Source organism: Pseudomonas sp. A-RE-19 (genome assembly GCF_019956555.1).
In the GTDB taxonomy this organism is placed as follows: domain Bacteria; phylum Pseudomonadota; class Gammaproteobacteria; order Pseudomonadales; family Pseudomonadaceae; genus Aquipseudomonas.
The window spans coordinates 190756-206736 of record NZ_JAHBDQ010000001.1 but is presented as its reverse complement, the minus strand read 5'-3'; the positions used below and the strand labels follow the sequence as shown (position 1 = coordinate 206736).

General features: G+C 60.1%; 13 protein-coding genes and 4 tRNA genes. 15 read left to right on the top strand and 2 right to left on the bottom strand.

Annotation, left to right across the window (positions count from 1 at the left end):
- The first annotated feature begins 133 nt into the window (after nucleotides 1–133).
- The 10 genes from gltX to KGB14_RS01065 all read left to right on the top strand — a co-directional run bounded on the left by gltX (nucleotide 134) and on the right by KGB14_RS01065 (nucleotide 6132).
- The gene (gene gltX, locus KGB14_RS01110; protein WP_223483708.1) at nucleotides 134–1615 is read left to right on the top strand and encodes a glutamate--tRNA ligase; all 1482 of its coding nucleotides are present in this window, start codon (nucleotides 134–136) and stop codon (nucleotides 1613–1615) included.
- 235 nt (nucleotides 1616–1850) lie between these two features.
- A tRNA-Ala gene (locus KGB14_RS01105) sits at nucleotides 1851–1926 on the top strand.
- 79 nt (nucleotides 1927–2005) lie between these two features.
- Nucleotides 2006–2081: transfer RNA gene (locus KGB14_RS01100), tRNA-Glu, on the top strand.
- 53 nt (nucleotides 2082–2134) lie between these two features.
- Nucleotides 2135–2210: transfer RNA gene (locus KGB14_RS01095), tRNA-Ala, on the top strand.
- Nucleotides 2211–2290: 80 nt separating this feature from the next.
- Nucleotides 2291–2366: transfer RNA gene (locus KGB14_RS01090), tRNA-Glu, on the top strand.
- Between the two features lie 182 nt (nucleotides 2367–2548).
- On the top strand, nucleotides 2549–3088 hold the full coding sequence (locus tag KGB14_RS01085; RefSeq protein ID WP_223483707.1) for a TetR/AcrR family transcriptional regulator: 540 nt from the start codon (nucleotides 2549–2551) through the stop codon (nucleotides 3086–3088).
- Nucleotides 3089–3118: 30 nt separating this feature from the next.
- Nucleotides 3119–3952: an alpha/beta fold hydrolase gene (locus KGB14_RS01080; RefSeq protein WP_223483706.1), complete on the top strand. Its 834-nt coding sequence runs from the start codon at nucleotides 3119–3121 to the stop codon at nucleotides 3950–3952.
- Between the two features lie 48 nt (nucleotides 3953–4000).
- Nucleotides 4001–4438, top strand: a complete 438-nt coding sequence (locus KGB14_RS01075; protein ID WP_223483705.1) for an acyl-CoA thioesterase — start codon at nucleotides 4001–4003, stop codon at nucleotides 4436–4438.
- A gap of 158 nt (nucleotides 4439–4596) precedes the next feature.
- Complete coding sequence (locus tag KGB14_RS01070; protein WP_223483704.1) at nucleotides 4597–5556, top strand: tRNA dihydrouridine synthase; 960 nt, start codon at nucleotides 4597–4599, stop codon at nucleotides 5554–5556.
- Nucleotides 5557–5685: 129 nt separating this feature from the next.
- A complete protein-coding gene (locus KGB14_RS01065; protein WP_007905974.1) occupies nucleotides 5686–6132 on the top strand; it encodes an Hsp20 family protein in 447 nt (148 codons plus the stop codon).
- Between the two features lie 49 nt (nucleotides 6133–6181).
- Here the strand turns inward: KGB14_RS01065 and KGB14_RS01060 are convergent, their stop codons facing one another.
- Together KGB14_RS01060 and KGB14_RS01055 are read right to left on the bottom strand one after the other, a co-directional pair.
- Nucleotides 6182–9460, bottom strand: a complete 3279-nt coding sequence (locus KGB14_RS01060; RefSeq protein ID WP_223483703.1) for a PAS domain S-box protein — start codon at nucleotides 9458–9460, stop codon at nucleotides 6182–6184.
- Nucleotides 9461–9543: 83 nt separating this feature from the next.
- The gene (locus KGB14_RS01055; protein ID WP_007905966.1) at nucleotides 9544–10434 is read right to left on the bottom strand and encodes a LysR family transcriptional regulator; all 891 of its coding nucleotides are present in this window, start codon (nucleotides 10432–10434) and stop codon (nucleotides 9544–9546) included.
- A 159-nt stretch (nucleotides 10435–10593) separates the two neighbouring features.
- On the opposite strand from KGB14_RS01055, the gene leuC reads away from it, so the two are divergent.
- The 5 genes from leuC (at nucleotide 10594) to asd (ending at nucleotide 15892) form a co-directional block, all read left to right on the top strand.
- The gene (gene leuC / locus KGB14_RS01050; RefSeq protein WP_223483702.1) at nucleotides 10594–12012 is read left to right on the top strand and encodes a 3-isopropylmalate dehydratase large subunit; all 1419 of its coding nucleotides are present in this window, start codon (nucleotides 10594–10596) and stop codon (nucleotides 12010–12012) included.
- A gap of 11 nt (nucleotides 12013–12023) precedes the next feature.
- Nucleotides 12024–12668 carry a 3-isopropylmalate dehydratase small subunit gene (leuD, locus tag KGB14_RS01045; RefSeq protein WP_223483701.1) on the top strand — a complete coding sequence of 215 codons (645 nt, stop codon included), beginning with the start codon at nucleotides 12024–12026 and terminating at the stop codon, nucleotides 12666–12668.
- Between the two features lie 134 nt (nucleotides 12669–12802).
- On the top strand, nucleotides 12803–13570 hold the full coding sequence (locus tag KGB14_RS01040; RefSeq protein WP_223483700.1) for a class I SAM-dependent methyltransferase: 768 nt from the start codon (nucleotides 12803–12805) through the stop codon (nucleotides 13568–13570).
- Nucleotides 13571–13629: 59 nt separating this feature from the next.
- Nucleotides 13630–14712 carry a 3-isopropylmalate dehydrogenase gene (gene leuB, locus KGB14_RS01035; RefSeq protein WP_007935187.1) on the top strand — a complete coding sequence of 361 codons (1083 nt, stop codon included), beginning with the start codon at nucleotides 13630–13632 and terminating at the stop codon, nucleotides 14710–14712.
- A gap of 67 nt (nucleotides 14713–14779) precedes the next feature.
- Entirely contained in the window at nucleotides 14780–15892 is a 1113-nt protein-coding gene (asd, locus tag KGB14_RS01030) for an aspartate-semialdehyde dehydrogenase (RefSeq protein ID WP_008075929.1), read from the top strand.
- Nucleotides 15893–15981 lie beyond the last annotated feature (89 nt).

Below are 15981 nucleotides of genomic sequence, written 5' to 3'. Positions count from 1 at the left end.
CCCCGGCCCTCAACCCACCTCGGCCTACGAGTGATGTAGAGGTAAATACCCCACTCACTGGAGCCGGGCGGCTATCGCCTGTTACCATTCGCCTCTTGTTTGATTTTCGCTTTTATTCTTTTCGAGACATGCCATGACCACCGTCCGCACTCGCATCGCGCCATCGCCTACCGGGGACCCCCACGTAGGTACCGCTTACATCGCTTTGTTCAACTACTGCTTTGCCAAGCAGCATGGCGGTGAGTTCATCCTGCGGATCGAAGACACTGACCAACTGCGCTCGACCCGCGAGTCGGAACAGCAGATTTTCGACGCCCTGCGCTGGTTGGGTATCGACTGGAGCGAAGGCCCGGACGTCGGCGGCCCGCACGGTCCTTACCGTCAAAGCGAGCGTGGCGATATCTATCAGAAGTACTGCCAGCAACTGGTCGACATGGGCCATGCCTTCCCGTGCTTCTGCACGGCCGAAGAGTTGGACCAGATGCGCGCCGAACAAATGGCGCGTGGCGAAACCCCGCGTTACGACGGCCGTGCGCTGTTGCTGTCCAAGGAAGAAGTCGCGCGCCGCCTGGCCGCCGGCGAGCCACACGTCATCCGCATGAAAGTGCCGACCGAAGGCGTGTGCGTGGTGCCGGACATGCTGCGTGGCGACGTCGAGATCCCGTGGGATCGCATGGACATGCAAGTGCTGATGAAAACCGACGGCCTGCCAACGTACTTCCTGGCCAACGTGGTCGATGACCATCTGATGGGCATTACCCACGTTCTGCGCGGTGAAGAATGGCTGCCATCGGCGCCGAAACTGATCCTTTTGTACGAATACTTCGGCTGGGAACAACCGCAGCTGTGCTACATGCCGCTGCTGCGTAACCCGGACAAGAGCAAGCTGTCCAAGCGCAAGAACCCGACCTCGGTGACCTTCTACGAGCGCATGGGCTTCATGCCGGAAGCAATGCTCAACTACCTGGGCCGCATGGGCTGGTCGATGCCGGACGAGCGCGAGAAGTTCTCGCTGCAGGAAATGGTCGACAACTTCGACCTGAGCCGCGTCTCCCTCGGCGGGCCGATTTTCGACATCGAGAAGCTGTCGTGGCTCAACGGCCAATGGTTGCGTGACCTGCCGGTGGAAGAGTTCGCCGCTCGTCTGCAAAAGTGGGCACTGAACCCTGAATACATGATGAAGATCGCACCGCACGTGCAGGGCCGGGTTGAAACTTTCAGCCAGGTCGCACCGCTGGCCGGCTTCTTCTTCGCCGGTGGCGTGAACCCGGACGCCAAGCTGTTCGAATCCAAGAAGCTCTCGGGCGATCAGGTTCGTCAGTTGATGCAATTGATTCTGTGGAAGCTGGAAAGCCTGCGTCAGTGGGAGAAGGACAGCATCACTGCAACCATCCAGGCGGTGGTCGAATCCCTGGAATTGAAGCTGCGTGATGCCATGCCGCTGATGTTCGCCGCGATCACTGGCCAGGCCAGCTCGGTGTCGGTGCTCGACGCGATGGAAATCCTCGGTCCGGACCTGACGCGTTTCCGTCTGCGCCAGGCTATCGACCTGCTGGGCGGCGTGTCGAAGAAGGAAAACAAGGAGTGGGAAAAACTCCTGGGCAATATCGCCTGATTCCTCCAGTAGGAGCGAGGCTTGCCCGCGAAGAACGATAACGCGGTGTGCCAGACCAGACGCCTTCGCGGGCAAGCCTCGCTCCTACAGGGTCTGCACTCTCCCCGAAACCCTGAATTTACGGGGGGAGGGCGGTAAGTGATTGTTATGTGGGCAAAAAATTTTAATTTTTTTGAAAAATAAGTTTGACAGCCTTCCGATGCGCCATTAAGATTCGCCCCGTCCTCAGCGATGAGGGGCTATAGCTCAGCTGGGAGAGCGCTTGCATGGCATGCAAGAGGTCGACGGTTCGATCCCGTCTAGCTCCACCAATTTACACTTCAAGGCCTGGCCACACCGGCCTTGAAGCGATCAACACTCAGCGTTGATCTGATGTATAGAAGGGTTTGCGTCCCCTTCGTCTAGTGGCCTAGGACACCGCCCTTTCACGGCGGTAACAGGGGTTCGAGTCCCCTAGGGGACGCCAGTTTTACAGAAGCGATGTTGCAAGATGTCGCTCCGCCGCGAGGCGAAAAATCCGGGGCTATAGCTCAGCTGGGAGAGCGCTTGCATGGCATGCAAGAGGTCGACGGTTCGATCCCGTCTAGCTCCACCAATTTTACAGTTCAAGGTCTGGCCACACCGGCCTTGAATCGATCAGCTCTCAGCACTGATCAGTTGTATAGAAGGTTTTGCGTCCCCTTCGTCTAGTGGCCTAGGACACCGCCCTTTCACGGCGGTAACAGGGGTTCGAGTCCCCTAGGGGACGCCACGATTACCCGCTCTGCGGGATTTTATAAGGGTCATTCAATTATTGAATGGCCCTTTTGTTTGTCTGGCGTTTGGCCAAATCTCCTTTTCCTCAAAACTGTTCTTCAGACCAGCGGTCACATCCACGACTTGCGGAAAATTATTATGAGAATAATATTCTAGTCGTAATATTCGGAGGCAACGATGAACGATAAAAAAGCTCAAACCCGCGAACGCATCCTCAAGGCTGCCAGTGCAGCGCTGATCCAGCGCGGCCCGGCCGAGCCGAGCGTGGGTGAAGTGATGGGCGCGGCGGGCCTGACGGTCGGCGGCTTCTATGCGCACTTCGAAAGCAAGGACGCGTTGATGCTGGAGGCATTCAAACAGTTGCTCAGCCATCGTCGCGGCTTGATTGCCGACATGGACGCCGAATTGACCGGCGAAGAGCGTCGCGCGCTGGTCGCAGCGTTCTATTTGTCGCGCAAGCATCGTGATTCCACTGAGCAGGCATGCCCGATTCCAGCGTCGATCGGCGAACTGGGCCGTCTGCCGGAAGAATTCCGTGTGGCGTTGAATGAACATGTCGAGTTGATGGTCGCACAGTTGGCGGCCAGCCCTGAAGAGGCCGACAAAGCCTTGGCAGATTTGGCCTTGATGGTCGGTGGTTTGGCTCTGGCGCGGGCGTTGGGGCCAGGAGAGTTGTCCGATCGATTGCTGCGCGCCGCCAAGTCGGCGGTGCTATGACCTAAAGGCGTCAGCCTGAGGAGATGGGCGATGAACACGTTGAGCTGGGTTCGTGGGGTTAATGGCACCTTGGGCTGGTTCGCGCCGAAGCTGGTCGCGAGCAAGATGCGTCTGGCATTCATGACTCCGCGGCAATTGCTGCCACGTGACTGGGAACTGCCGCTGCTGGCGAAATCCGAGCGAATCACTTTGCGCTTCGGTCTCTCGGCGCTGCGCTGGGGCCAAGGTCCGGCAGTGTTGTTGATGCACGGCTGGGAAGGTCGGCCAACACAGTTTGCCGCGCTGATCACCGCGCTGGTCGATGCCGGTTACACCGTGGTTGCCCTGGACGGCCCGGCTCACGGTCGCTCGCCTGGCCGCGAGGCTAATGTGGTGCTGTTCGCTCGGGCGATGCTCGAAGCGGCCGCTGAGTTGCCGCCACTGCAAGCGGTGATCGGTCACTCCATGGGCGGCGCCAGTGCCATGCTCGCGGTTCAGTTGGGCTTGCGCACCGAAACCCTGGTCTCGATTGCCGCCCCGGCGCGAATTCTCGGGGTGCTGCGCGGTTTCGCCCGCTATGTTCGCCTGCCGCCAAAAGCCCGTTCGGCGTTCATTCGCCAGGTCGAGAAAGACGTCGGCATGCGCGCAGCCGCGCTGGATGTGGCGCATTATCAGCTCGATATGCCGGGGTTGATCGTCCATGCCGAGGACGACAGTTTTGTCTCGGTCAAGGAATCCCAATTGATCCACGAAGCCTGGTTCGACAGCCGTCTGTTGCGCCTGGAAGAGGGCGGGCATCAGCGGGTGTTGGCTGATCCGCGGGTGATCGACGGTGTTCTCTCGCTGCTGGCCGGTCGCAGCCTGCAATCGCGCCAATCGGCCTGAGCATCCGTTACACTGCCCCGGTCGAAATAATCTGACCGGGAGTGGGGCATGGGCTGGGATCGGGCAACGCCGTTTATCATTGATCTGGAAGTGGGCGCCGAGGACATCGACGGACTGGGCCACGCGAACAACGCGGTGTACGTGACCTGGCTCGAACGCTGCGCCTGGCGCCACTCGCAACGGCTGGGCCTGGACCTGGTCGAGTACCGGCGGCTGGATCGGGCGATGGCGGTGGTGCGGCACGAGATCGATTACCTGGCAGCAGCCTATGAGGGTGATGAGTTGCAGTTGGCGACCTGGATCGTCGATTGGGACCAGCGCCTGAAAATGACCCGACACTTTCAGTTGAAGCGCCCCAGCGACAACACCACGTTGCTGCGGGCGCAGACCACTTTCGTGTGTATCGAGCTGTCGACCGGCAAGCCCAAGCGCATGCCGGAGGAGTTCATCGAGGGCTATGGCCCGGCATTGCAGCCTGTGACCTGACACGGCCCTTGTAGGAGCTGCCGAAGGCTGCGATCTTTTGATCTTGCTCTTTCCTGGCTTGCTGAAAGATCGCAGCCTTCGGCTGCTCCTACGTGGGCGTGGGTTTAGCGGTCGAAACCCAGTAAACTGCCGCACGTTTTTCGTTGAGTGTGTTTTTCATGCAAATTGCTTTGGCGCCCATGGAGGGGTTGGTCGACAACATCCTGCGGGACGTGCTGACCCGTGTGGGCGGTATCGATTGGTGCGTGACCGAGTTCATTCGGATCAACGATCAGCTGCTCACGCCTGCCTATTACCACAAGTTCGGCCCGGAACTGTTGACCGGCGCGCGAACCGCGTCCGGCGTTCCGCTGCGGGTGCAACTGCTCGGCTCCGATCCGGTGTGCCTGGCGGAAAACGCTGCGCTGGCCTGCGAATTGGGTTCCGAGGTCATCGACCTGAACTTCGGCTGCCCTGCCAAGACCGTGAACAAGTCCCGTGGCGGCGCGGTGCTGCTCAAGGAACCTGAACTGCTCAACGAAATCGTCGAACACGTACGCCGTGCCGTCCCCGCGCACATTCCGGTGACCGCCAAGATGCGCCTGGGTTTCGACAGCCCGGACGGTGCGCTGGTTTGCGCCACGGCCCTGGCCGAAGGCGGCGCGGCGCACATCGTGGTTCACGCACGGACGAAGACTGATGGCTACAAGCCGCCGGCTCACTGGGAATGGATCCCGCGAGTGCAGGACGTGGTCAAGGTGCCGGTGTTTGCCAACGGCGACATCTGGAGCGTCGAGGACTGGCGCCGTTGCCGCGAGATCAGCGGCGTCGAGGACATCATGCTGGGTCGTGGTCTGGTATCGCGCCCGGATCTGGCCCGGCAGATCGCCGCCGCCCGCGCCGGTGAAGAGGTCGTCGAGATGACCTGGGCCGAGCTGCTGCCGCTGATTCAGGACTTCTGGCTGCAAGCCAAGGCGCAGATGACGCCACGCCAATCGCCGGGTCGCTTGAAGCAGTGGCTGGCGATGCTGACCCGCAATTATCCAGAAGCGGTAGAGCTGTTCACCGTTCTGCGTCGTGAGACGGAACTGGATAATGTCTCGCGTTTACTGGGTTTGCAGGTGTCTGAAGCGGCCTGAATCCACTTAAAAAAAACTGAAAAAAATCTCTTGAAAAGCAATCAGCGATCCTTATCTAAGGATTACGCGATGCCGAATTCGGGTCGCGGAGACAAAAAACTTGCTGATTATGTTCAGGAGATTTGAATCATGAGTACTGCATTTTCCCTGGCCCCACTGTTCCGTTCCTCGGTAGGTTTCGACCGTTTCAACGACCTGTTCGAAACCGCCCTGCGCAATGAGCCAGGCAGCACCTATCCACCCTACAACGTTGAAAAATACGGTGATGACCAATACCGCATTGTCGTAGCGGCCGCCGGTTTCCAGGAAGAAGACCTGGACCTGCAAGTGGAAAAAGGTGTGCTGACCATCAGTGGCGGCAAACGTGACGCGGACGAAAGCGTCACTTATCTGTACCAAGGCATCGCGCAGCGCGCCTTCAAACTGTCGTTCCGTCTGGCGGACCATATCGAAATCAAGGCCGCCGAACTGCGCAACGGTTTGTTGAGTATCGACCTGCTGCGCGTGATTCCGGAAGAAGCGAAAGCCAAACGCATCCCGATCAACGGGACGCAGAAGCCGGCTCTGCAGCATTAATCGCTCAGAGCAGTGAGAAGGGCGCCATTGGCGCCCTTCTTTGTACGTGTCACTTGAGCAGCTTCTGAAACTCCTCCACCGGCAGCGGCCGGCTGTGCAAATACCCCTGATACAAATGGCAGCCCAGCCCCTGCAAAAACTCCAGCTGCTCCAGGGTTTCCACCCCTTCGGCGATCACCTTCAACTCCAGGCTGCGGGCCATGGCGACAATGGCGCGAATGATTTCGGCATCGTTGGGGTCGGTGGTGGAGTCGCGGATGAATGACTGGTCGATTTTCAGCGTATCTACCGGCAGGCGCTTGAGGTAGGTCAGTGAGGAATAACCGGTACCGAAATCGTCCATGGCAAAGCTCACGCCGAGTTTTTTCAAGCGACGCATTTTGCTGATGGTGTCGTCCAGGTTCTGAATGACGATGCCTTCGGTGATTTCCAGTTTCAGCAACGAGCAGGGCAGGCCGTAGCTGCCGAGGCTGTGTTCGATGCGTTCGACGAAGTCGTTCTGACGGAATTGCCGTGGGCTGATGTTCACGCACAGACTGAAATCGAGCGGGTCGATCAGGCCTTTGGCGGTCAGTTGTTTGAAGGCCGCGCAGGCTTCGTCGAGGATCCACGTACCGACTTCCAGAATCAGCCCGCTGTCTTCCAGGACCTTGATGAACTCGGTGGGCGATTGCGCGCCAAATTCTGGATGCTGCCAGCGTACCAAGGCTTCGGCGCCGGTAATTCGGTTGTCTCGGGCATCCACCTGAGGTTGGTACTGCACGCTGAATTCACCTCGGGCAAGGGCCAGGCGCAGGTCGGTTTCCATGCGCAGCCGTTCGCTGGCGGCCTTCTGCATGGTGTTGTGATACATCTGCGTGGTGTTGCGCCCCGAGTCCTTGGCGCGATAGAGGGCGATATCGGCACGCTTGAGCAGGTCGGTCGGGGTGGAACCGTGGTCGGGAATCAGCGCGATGCCGATGCTTGGCGTCACTTGCAGACGCTGCCCGTCGAGGAACATCGGCTCGGACAGCAGTTCGCGCAAGGTGTCTGCCACTTCCCGAACCTGAATGCTGACGTCGCCGCGCGAGCCTTCCAGGCCGCTGAGCAGCACCACGAATTCGTCACCGCCCAGACGTGCCACGGTGTCTTCCATGCGCACGCTGGCTTCGAGGCGCGCAGTAATGATTTTCAGCACGGTGTCGCCCACCGGGTGACCGAGGGAGTCGTTGATGTGCTTGAAGTGATCGAGGTCGAGGAACATCAGGGCGCCGCGCAGGTTGTGGCGCTTGAGCAGGGCGATCTGCTGGCTCAGGCGATCCATCAACAGTGCGCGGTTGGGCAGGTTGGTCAACGGATCGTGGTAGGCCAGGTGGCGGATCTGCGCTTCAGCGTTTTTCAGCAGGCTGACATCCCGCGCGGTCAGCAGCAGGCAAGCGGTTTCGTTCAGGGTGATCGGTTCCACCGAGACTTCGACGGTCAGCAATTCGCCGCGTTTGTTGCGCCCAAGCATTTCCTGATGGTGAACCCGGCCCTTGATCTGCAGCTCCGCCAGCAGCGCCGAGCGTTGTTTTTCTTCGGCCCAGATACCGACCTGATACACCGTGCGACCGATTACTTCATCGGCGCGGAAACCGGTCAGACGGCAGAAACCATCGTTGACCTCCAGGTAGCGTCCGGTGTCGCGCTCGGTAATGCTGATGGCGTCGGGGCTTGAGTGGAAGGCCTTGGCGAACTTCTCCTCGCTGGCCTTGAGCGCCGCTTCCGAGCGTTGCTGCTGGGTGATGTCGCGCAGGGTGGTGACGATGCAGGGTTGGTCGCCGACGCTGATCTGCCGGCTCGATATCACGCAGGTCAGGGACTGCCCGTCCTTGTGCCGGACGACGATCGCCACATTGTTCAGGCCCTGTTCGCGGATAACCCGCTCGATCCTTTGCAGGCTTTTCGCCGAAGCGTCCCACAAGCCGATTTCGTCGGCGCTGCGGCCAATCACATCGGCGGTGCTCCAGCCGAACGTTTGAGTGAAACTGGAGTTGATCTCGATGAAATGGCCGGTGTCCTGGCGCGTGACACAGATCGGGTCCGGGCTGACCTGGAACAAGGTGGCGAATTTCTCTTCCGACGCCACCAGTTGCTGTTCGCGCTCCACCTGATCGGTAATGTCCAGCAGCGTGCCGGCCATGCGCAGCGGGTTGCCATGGTCGTCGCGGTAGAGTCTGGCGCGGCTTTCGAGGTAGCGCGAACTGCCGTCCGACAACTGCACGCGGTACGTCAGCTGATAATTGCCGGCCGGGCCTTCGCGCAAGCTGCGGTAGGCGTCGCGCATGGTGTCGCGTTCATCGCCGGGCACGCCTTCGAAAAACGCATCGAAGGATTCATGGAAGGGTTTGGGGTCCAGCCCGTGCAACTGAGCGGCCCGCGCAGAGCCGTAAAGCATGCCGCTGGGGATGTGCCAGTCCCAGGTGCCGAGTTGCGCCGAATCCAGGGCCAGGTCGAGGCGCTCCTGGCTGTCTTTGAGGGCGTGTTCGGCGATTTTGCGTTCGGTGGTGTCGAGGAACGTGCTCAGCAGATAAGGCTGGCCCTCGAGTTCGACCTTTTGCGCGCTGAGAATGCCGTCGTGAACCTGCCCGTTGCTGGCGCGAAATTGCACCTCCATGTTAATCAGCTCGCCTTTGGCCTTGGTGGCCTTGACCAGCAGCGCCCGTTGCTCCGGGTCGACCCAAAGGCCCAGCTCCAGCGTGGTTCGGCCAATAGCGTCTTGCACCGGCCAGCCGAACAGGCTTTCGAAATACTGATTGGCTTCGGTGATCAGGCCGTCTTCCTGGCGGGTCAGTAGCACCATGTTCGGGCACAGGTGGAACAGCGTGGCGAAGCGTTTTTCCGAGCTGCTCAGTGCCTGTTCGCGCTGGCGTTGATGGGTGATTTCACGAATCACCCCGATCATGCGTGGCCGGCCGTTTTTGTCCGGCAACAAGCTGCCGTTGATCTCCAGCCAATGCAGGCTGCCATCGGGCCAGCGAATGCGGTGGTGCATCGCCTGTTCCAGCGGGGCGCCGGCGATCACTGCATTGAAGGCGCGGATGGCTTTCGCCCGATCCTCCTGGGGCAGCAGGTCGAGGTATTCCAGGTCCTCGGGCAACGGTTGCCGGGGATCGAAGCCGAACAGCGCCTGAGTGCCCCGCGACCAACTGATTTGCCCCCGCTCGATGTCCCAATACCAGGCGCCCAGGCGGGCACCGTTGAGTGCGGCCAGCAACTGCGGGGCACTTTCCCAGCTCTGCTCGGACCGTTTTGGGTCAAGTGCCTGAATTCGCGGCATCGGCGGCATACGTTCAACAGATTTGGGCATGGATAACAGGCCTTGGGCTGAATTGGGCGTTTGGCACAGGGGGGTGGGGCTCTATAGGCGTAGCACAAAAGAAGTCGCACAGCTTAGCCGCGAGTCCCTGGTTGATCGATTTGTGCATCCAGCAGGGCCATAAAGGCCCGTGCCGCGTTCGACAGCGTCCGTTCGGTGTGCAGGATATAGCCTAGCTGGCGAGTGAGTTGTATGCCCGGCAAAGGTATGCGCGCCACTTGATCGTCCAGCATGGTGCGCGGCAAAACGCTCCAGGCCAGGCCGATCGAGACCATCATCTTTATGGTTTCCAGATAATTCGTGCTCATGGCGATGTTCGGCGTCAGGCCCTGGGCCTCGAACAAACGCTGCACGATGTGGTGGGTAAAGGTATTGCCGCCGGGGAAAACCGCAGGGTGCAGGGCAATATCCGCCAGGCTGACCGGACCGTTAGCGATCAGTGAATGCTCCGGGGCGACCACAAAATCCAGTGGGTCGTCCCACACCGGGGTGGCTTTGACCAGTGCGTGGGGCTCCGGTGCAAGGGTGATGACCGCCAGTTCGGCGCGGCCATGGAGGATTTCTTCGTAAGCCACTTCCGAATCGAGGAACTGAATATCCAGCGCCACTTGTGGGTAACGTCGAGTGAACTCCCTTAATAAGGGCGGCAAACGGTGCAGGCCAATGTGATGACTGGTGGCCAACGTCAGACGACCGGACACTTCGCCGGTCAGGTTGGTCAGGGCGCGGCGGGTGTCATCCAGCACATTGAGGATCTGATAGGCCCGAGGCAGCAGGGCGCGACCGGCTTCGGTCAGGCTGACTTCCCGGCCCAGTCGATCGAACAGCCGCACCTTCAATTGCTGCTCCAGCCCGGCGATGCGCTTGCTGATGGCCGGTTGTGTCAGGTGCAGCCGTTCGCCGGCGCCGGAGAAGCTTCCGGTCTCTGCAATGGCGATAAAAGCATTGAGGTTGGCGAGGTCCATGATGATGTCTCGGTTGTATTCCAGTTGGTTATGCAAAGCATAAAAAATATGAATTTGAGTTATTTAATGTAACCCCCTAGGATCGACCTCACAAGCCAAAGGGTTATTGAAACTTTCAAGATCCGGGGCATAGAAACAAGCTGATGAGGAAACCGTCTGATGGCCGGCAAAACGCTCTACGACAAGCTCTGGGATTCGCATTTGGTCAAGCAGCGCGACGATGGCTCTGCGCTGATCTACATCGATCGTCACATCATTCACGAAGTGACCTCGCCGCAAGCCTTCGAAGGCCTGCGTCTGGCCGGGCGCAAGCCTTGGCGCATCGATGCCAACATCGCGACCCCCGACCACAACGTTCCGACCACACCGGAGCGCAAGGGCGGCATCGAAGCGATTGTCGACCAGGTCTCGCGTTTGCAGGTCCAGACCCTCGACGATAACTGTGACGAATACGGCATCGTCGAATTCAAGATGAACGACGTCCGCCAAGGCATCGTCCACGTCATCGGCCCGGAGCAGGGCGCAACCTTGCCGGGCATGACCGTGGTCTGCGGCGACTCCCACACCTCGACCCACGGCGCATTCGGTGCTCTGGCTCACGGTATCGGCACTTCCGAGGTCGAGCACGTGCTCGCCACGCAGTGCCTGGTTGCGAAGAAGATGAAAAACATGCGGGTGTCCGTCGAAGGTCAATTGCCGTTCGGCGTGACCGCCAAGGACATCGTCCTCGCAGTGATCGGCAAGATCGGCACCGCCGGCGGTAATGGCCACGCCATCGAGTTCGCCGGTAGCGCGATTCGCGACTTGTCTGTCGAAGGTCGCATGACCATCTGCAACATGGCGATCGAGGCTGGCGCTCGCGTAGGGCTGGTGGCCGCCGACGAAAAAACCGTGGCTTACGTCAAGGGTCGTCCATTTGCTCCGAAAGGCGCGGAATGGGATTTGGCTGTCGAAGCCTGGAAAGACCTGGTTTCCGACGCGGATGCCAAGTTCGACACCATCGTCGAGCTCGATGCTACTCAGATCAAGCCGCAAGTCAGCTGGGGCACCTCGCCCGAAATGGTGTTGGCTGTGGATCAGAATGTTCCCGATCCTGCGAAGGAAATGGACCTGGTCAAGCGCGGCTCCATCGAACGTGCCTTGAAATACATGGGTTTGACCGCCAATCAGGCGATCACCGACATTCAGCTGGACCGCGTATTCATTGGCTCCTGCACCAACTCGCGGATCGAAGACCTGCGCGCCGCCGCCGTGATCGCCAAGGGTCGCAAAGTGGCTTCGACCATCAAACAGGCCATCGTGGTGCCGGGTTCGGGGCTGGTGAAGGCTCAGGCCGAATCCGAAGGCCTGGACAAGATTTTCCTTGAGGCCGGTTTCGAATGGCGCGAGCCGGGTTGCTCGATGTGCCTGGCGATGAACCCGGACCGTTTGGAGTCGGGCGAGCATTGCGCGTCGACCTCCAACCGTAACTTCGAAGGCCGTCAGGGCGCCGGTGGCCGTACGCACCTCGTCAGCCCGGCCATGGCCGCCGCCGCCGCGGTGAACGGTCGTTTCGTCGACGTCCGTGAATTGATCTAAAGGAGCGCAGCATGAAAGCTTTTACCCAGCACACTGGTCTTGTCGCGCCTCTGGATCGTGCCAACGTCGACACCGACCAGATCATTCCGAAGCAGTTCTTGAAGTCGATCAAGCGCACCGGTTTTGGTCCGAACCTGTTCGATGAATGGCGCTACCTGGATGTCGGGCAGCCGTATCAGGACAACTCCAAACGCCCGTTGAACAAGGACTTCGTCCTCAACGCCGAGCGTTATCAAGGTGCGAGCGTATTGCTGGCCCGTGAGAACTTCGGTTGCGGCTCCAGCCGCGAACACGCGCCGTGGGCGCTGGAAGAATACGGTTTCCGCAGCATCATCGCGCCGAGCTATGCCGACATCTTCTTCAACAACAGCTTCAAGAACGGCTTGCTGCCGATCATCCTGAGCGACGCTGAAGTCGATGAGCTGTTCCAGCAGGTTGAAGCGACTCCGGGCTATCAGTTGCAGGTTGATCTGCAAGCCCAGACCGTGACCCGTCCGGATGGCAAGGTGTTGAATTTTGAGATCGATGCCTTCCGCAAACACTGCCTGCTCAACGGCCTGGACGATATCGGCCTGACCTTGCAGGACGGCGAGGCGATTGCGGCGTTTGAAGCCAAACACCGCGCGACCCAGCCGTGGTTGTTTCGCGACGCGTGATTTTGCGTAAGGCGTGATGACGCCATCGCGAGCAGGCTCGCTCCCACATTTGAAATGCATTCCCCTGTGGGAGCGAGCCTGCTCGCGATGAGGTCCGAATAAACACCACAAGATTCACCCAAAAAGGAAGTCCCATGACCAGCACCGCCAAGCACAGCCAAGTCGTACAAAAGCAATTCGGTGAACAGGCCTCGGCCTACCTGAGCAGCGCCGTACACGCTCAAGGCACTGAATTCGCGCTGCTACAGGCTGAACTGGCGGGGCAGGGCGATGCCCGGGTGCTCGACCTCGGTTGCGGCGCCGGCCACGTGAGTTTTCACGTGGCCTCGCTGGTCAAGGAAGTGGTGGCTTACGATTTGTCTCAGCAGATGCTCGACGTGGTGGCCGCTGCTGCCGTCGATCGCGGCTTGAGCAACGTGTCCACGGTACTGGGTGCCGCCGAGCGCCTGCCGTTCGCCGATGGCGAGTTCGATTTCGTCTTCAGCCGTTATTCGGCGCACCATTGGAGCGATCTCGGGCTGGCCCTGCGCGAAGTTCGCCGGGTGCTGAAGCCGGGCGGGGTGGCGGCGTTCATCGATGTGTTGTCGCCGGGCAACCCGTTGTTCGACACTTACCTGCAAAGCGTCGAAGTGCTGCGCGACACCAGCCATGTACGCGATTATTCTGCCGGCGAGTGGTTGCGTCAGGTCAGCGAAGCGGGGTTGCATACCCGCAGCACCACGCGCCAACGGCTGCGCCTTGAATACACGTCCTGGGTCGAGCGCATGCGCACGCCGCAAGTGATGCGCGCGGCGATCCGCGAGTTGCAGCAGTCGATGGGCAATGAAGTTCGCGAATATTTTGAGATTGAGGCCGATGGCTCGTTCAGTACCGATGTGCTGGTGCTGATGGCTGAGCGATAAGTGCCAAGACTTTTTCCGGGTACGCCTGAGGGCGCACCGACTGACGACATGAGGAAAGCATGAGCAAGCAGATTCTGATTCTCCCGGGTGACGGTATTGGCCCGGAAATCATGGCCGAAGCGGTCAAGGTGCTGGAGCTGGCGAATGACAAGTACAGCCTGGGCTTCGAACTGAGTCACGACGTGATCGGTGGCGCCGCCATCGACAAGCACGGCGTGCCGCTGGCCGACGAAACCCTGGCCCGTGCCCGTGCCGCCGATGCGGTATTGCTGGGCGCGGTGGGCGGTCCGAAATGGGACACCATCGAACGCGACATCCGTCCTGAGCGCGGCCTGCTGAAAATCCGTGCGCAACTGGGCCTGTTCGGCAACCTGCGTCCGGCGATCCTGTACCCGCAACTGGCCGAGGCTTCCAGCCTGAAGGCGGAAATCGTGGCTGGCCTGGATATCCTGATCGTCCGTGAACTGACCGGCGGCATCTACTTCGGCGCGCCACGCGGTGTGCGTGAACTGGAAAACGGCGAGCGTCAGGCCTATGACACCCTGCCATACAGCGAAACCGAAATCCGCCGTATCGCCCGTGTCGGTTTCGACATGGCCCGCGTGCGTGGCAAGAAGCTGTGCTCGGTGGACAAGGCCAACGTACTGGCCTCCAGCCAACTGTGGCGTGAAATCGTCGAACAGGTGGCCAAGGACTACCCGGACGTCGAACTGAGCCACATGTACGTCGACAACGCCGCCATGCAACTGGTGCGTGCACCGAAGCAGTTCGACGTGATCGTCACCGACAACCTGTTCGGCGACATTCTTTCCGACGAAGCGTCGATGCTCACCGGTTCCATCGGCATGCTGCCGTCGGCGTCGCTGGATGCCAACAACAAAGGCATGTACGAGCCGTGCCACGGTTCGGCGCCGGACATCGCTGGCAAGGGCATTGCCAACCCGTTGGCGACCATTCTGTCGGTGTCGATGATGTTGCGTTACAGCTTCAATCTGCAGGATGCGGCCGATGCCATCGAGAAGGCCGTGAGCCTGGTATTGGATCAGGGCCTGCGCACGGGTGACATTTGGTCGGCCGGTTGCACCAAGGTCGGTACGCAGGAAATGGGCGACGCAGTAGTCGCCGCGCTGCGGAATCTGTAATCTCTTTGGCCCGCTGCAATTTTCAACCTTGAAAGCAGCGGCCCACTTTTAAGAAGGTGTAGTTGCGATGAAACGTGTAGGTCTGATCGGTTGGCGCGGTATGGTCGGTTCCGTGCTCATGCAGCGGATGCTGGAAGAGCAGGATTTCGATCTTATCGAGCCGGTGTTTTTCACCACTTCCAATGTCGGTGGCCAAGGCCCGTCCGTGGGCAAGGACATTGCTCCGCTCAAGGACGCTTACAGCATTGAAGAGCTGAAAACCCTCGACGTGATTCTGACCTGCCAGGGTGGCGACTACACCAGCGAAGTGTTCCCGAAACTGCGCGAAGCCGGCTGGCAGGGTTACTGGATCGACGCCGCTTCCAGCCTGCGCATGCAGGATGACGCCGTCATCGTGCTGGACCCGGTGAACCGCAAGGTCATCGACCAGCAGCTCGACGCGGGCACCAAGAACTACATCGGCGGCAACTGCACCGTCAGCCTGATGCTGATGGGCCTGGGCGGTCTGTTCGAAGCCGGTCTGGTCGAGTGGATGAGTGCCATGACCTATCAGGCGGCCTCCGGTGGCGGCGCGCAGCACATGCGTGAACTGATCAAGCAAATGGGTGTGACCCACGCCGCTGTCGCCGATCAACTGGCCGACCCGGCGAGTGCCATTCTGGACATCGACCGTCGTGTCGCCGAAGCGATGCGCAGCGACGCGTACCCGACCGAAAACTTCGGCGTACCGCTGGCCGGCAGCCTGATCCCGTGGATCGACAAGGAACTGCCGAACGGTCAGAGCCGCGAAGAGTGGAAGGCCCAGGCCGAGACCAACAAGATCCTCGGTCGCTTCAAGAGCCCGATCCCGGTGGACGGCATCTGCGTGCGCATCGGCGCCATGCGTTGCCACAGCCAGGCGCTGACCATCAAGCTGAACAAAGACGTGCCGATCGCCGACATCGAAGGGCTGATCAGCCAGCACAACCCGTGGGTCAAGCTGGTGCCTAACAACCGTGAGATCAGCATGCAGGAGCTGAGCCCGACGAAAGTCACCGGCACCCTGAACGTGCCGGTCGGCCGTCTGCGCAAGCTGAACATGGGTTCGCAGTTCGTCGGCGCGTTCACCGTCGGCGACCAACTGCTGTGGGGTGCGGCCGAACCGCTGCGTCGCATGCTGCGGATTCTGCTCGAGCGTTGATCGGTTGATGTAATGAAGAACCCGCGCCTTGAAAGAGGTGCGGGTTTTTTTATGGAGAGTGGCGGTCCGGGATTTATCGGGTGTCTATC

What these genes read in the sequence shown, in the direction of transcription:
- gltX (WP_223483708.1), top strand. Translation starts at nt 134, where the DNA reads ATGACCACCGTCCGCACTCGCATCGCGCCATCGCCTACCGGGGACCCC.
- KGB14_RS01085 (WP_223483707.1), top strand. Translation starts at nt 2,549, where the DNA reads ATGAACGATAAAAAAGCTCAAACCCGCGAACGCATCCTCAAGGCTGCC.
- KGB14_RS01080 (WP_223483706.1), top strand. Translation starts at nt 3,119, where the DNA reads ATGAACACGTTGAGCTGGGTTCGTGGGGTTAATGGCACCTTGGGCTGG.
- KGB14_RS01075 (WP_223483705.1), top strand. Translation starts at nt 4,001, where the DNA reads ATGGGCTGGGATCGGGCAACGCCGTTTATCATTGATCTGGAAGTGGGC.
- KGB14_RS01070 (WP_223483704.1), top strand. Translation starts at nt 4,597, where the DNA reads ATGCAAATTGCTTTGGCGCCCATGGAGGGGTTGGTCGACAACATCCTG.
- KGB14_RS01065 (WP_007905974.1), top strand. Translation starts at nt 5,686, where the DNA reads ATGAGTACTGCATTTTCCCTGGCCCCACTGTTCCGTTCCTCGGTAGGT.
- KGB14_RS01060 (WP_223483703.1), bottom strand. Translation starts at nt 9,460, where the DNA reads ATGCCCAAATCTGTTGAACGTATGCCGCCGATGCCGCGAATTCAGGCA.
- KGB14_RS01055 (WP_007905966.1), bottom strand. Translation starts at nt 10,434, where the DNA reads ATGGACCTCGCCAACCTCAATGCTTTTATCGCCATTGCAGAGACCGGA.
- leuC (WP_223483702.1), top strand. Translation starts at nt 10,594, where the DNA reads ATGGCCGGCAAAACGCTCTACGACAAGCTCTGGGATTCGCATTTGGTC.
- leuD (WP_223483701.1), top strand. Translation starts at nt 12,024, where the DNA reads ATGAAAGCTTTTACCCAGCACACTGGTCTTGTCGCGCCTCTGGATCGT.
- KGB14_RS01040 (WP_223483700.1), top strand. Translation starts at nt 12,803, where the DNA reads ATGACCAGCACCGCCAAGCACAGCCAAGTCGTACAAAAGCAATTCGGT.
- leuB (WP_007935187.1), top strand. Translation starts at nt 13,630, where the DNA reads ATGAGCAAGCAGATTCTGATTCTCCCGGGTGACGGTATTGGCCCGGAA.
- asd (WP_008075929.1), top strand. Translation starts at nt 14,780, where the DNA reads ATGAAACGTGTAGGTCTGATCGGTTGGCGCGGTATGGTCGGTTCCGTG.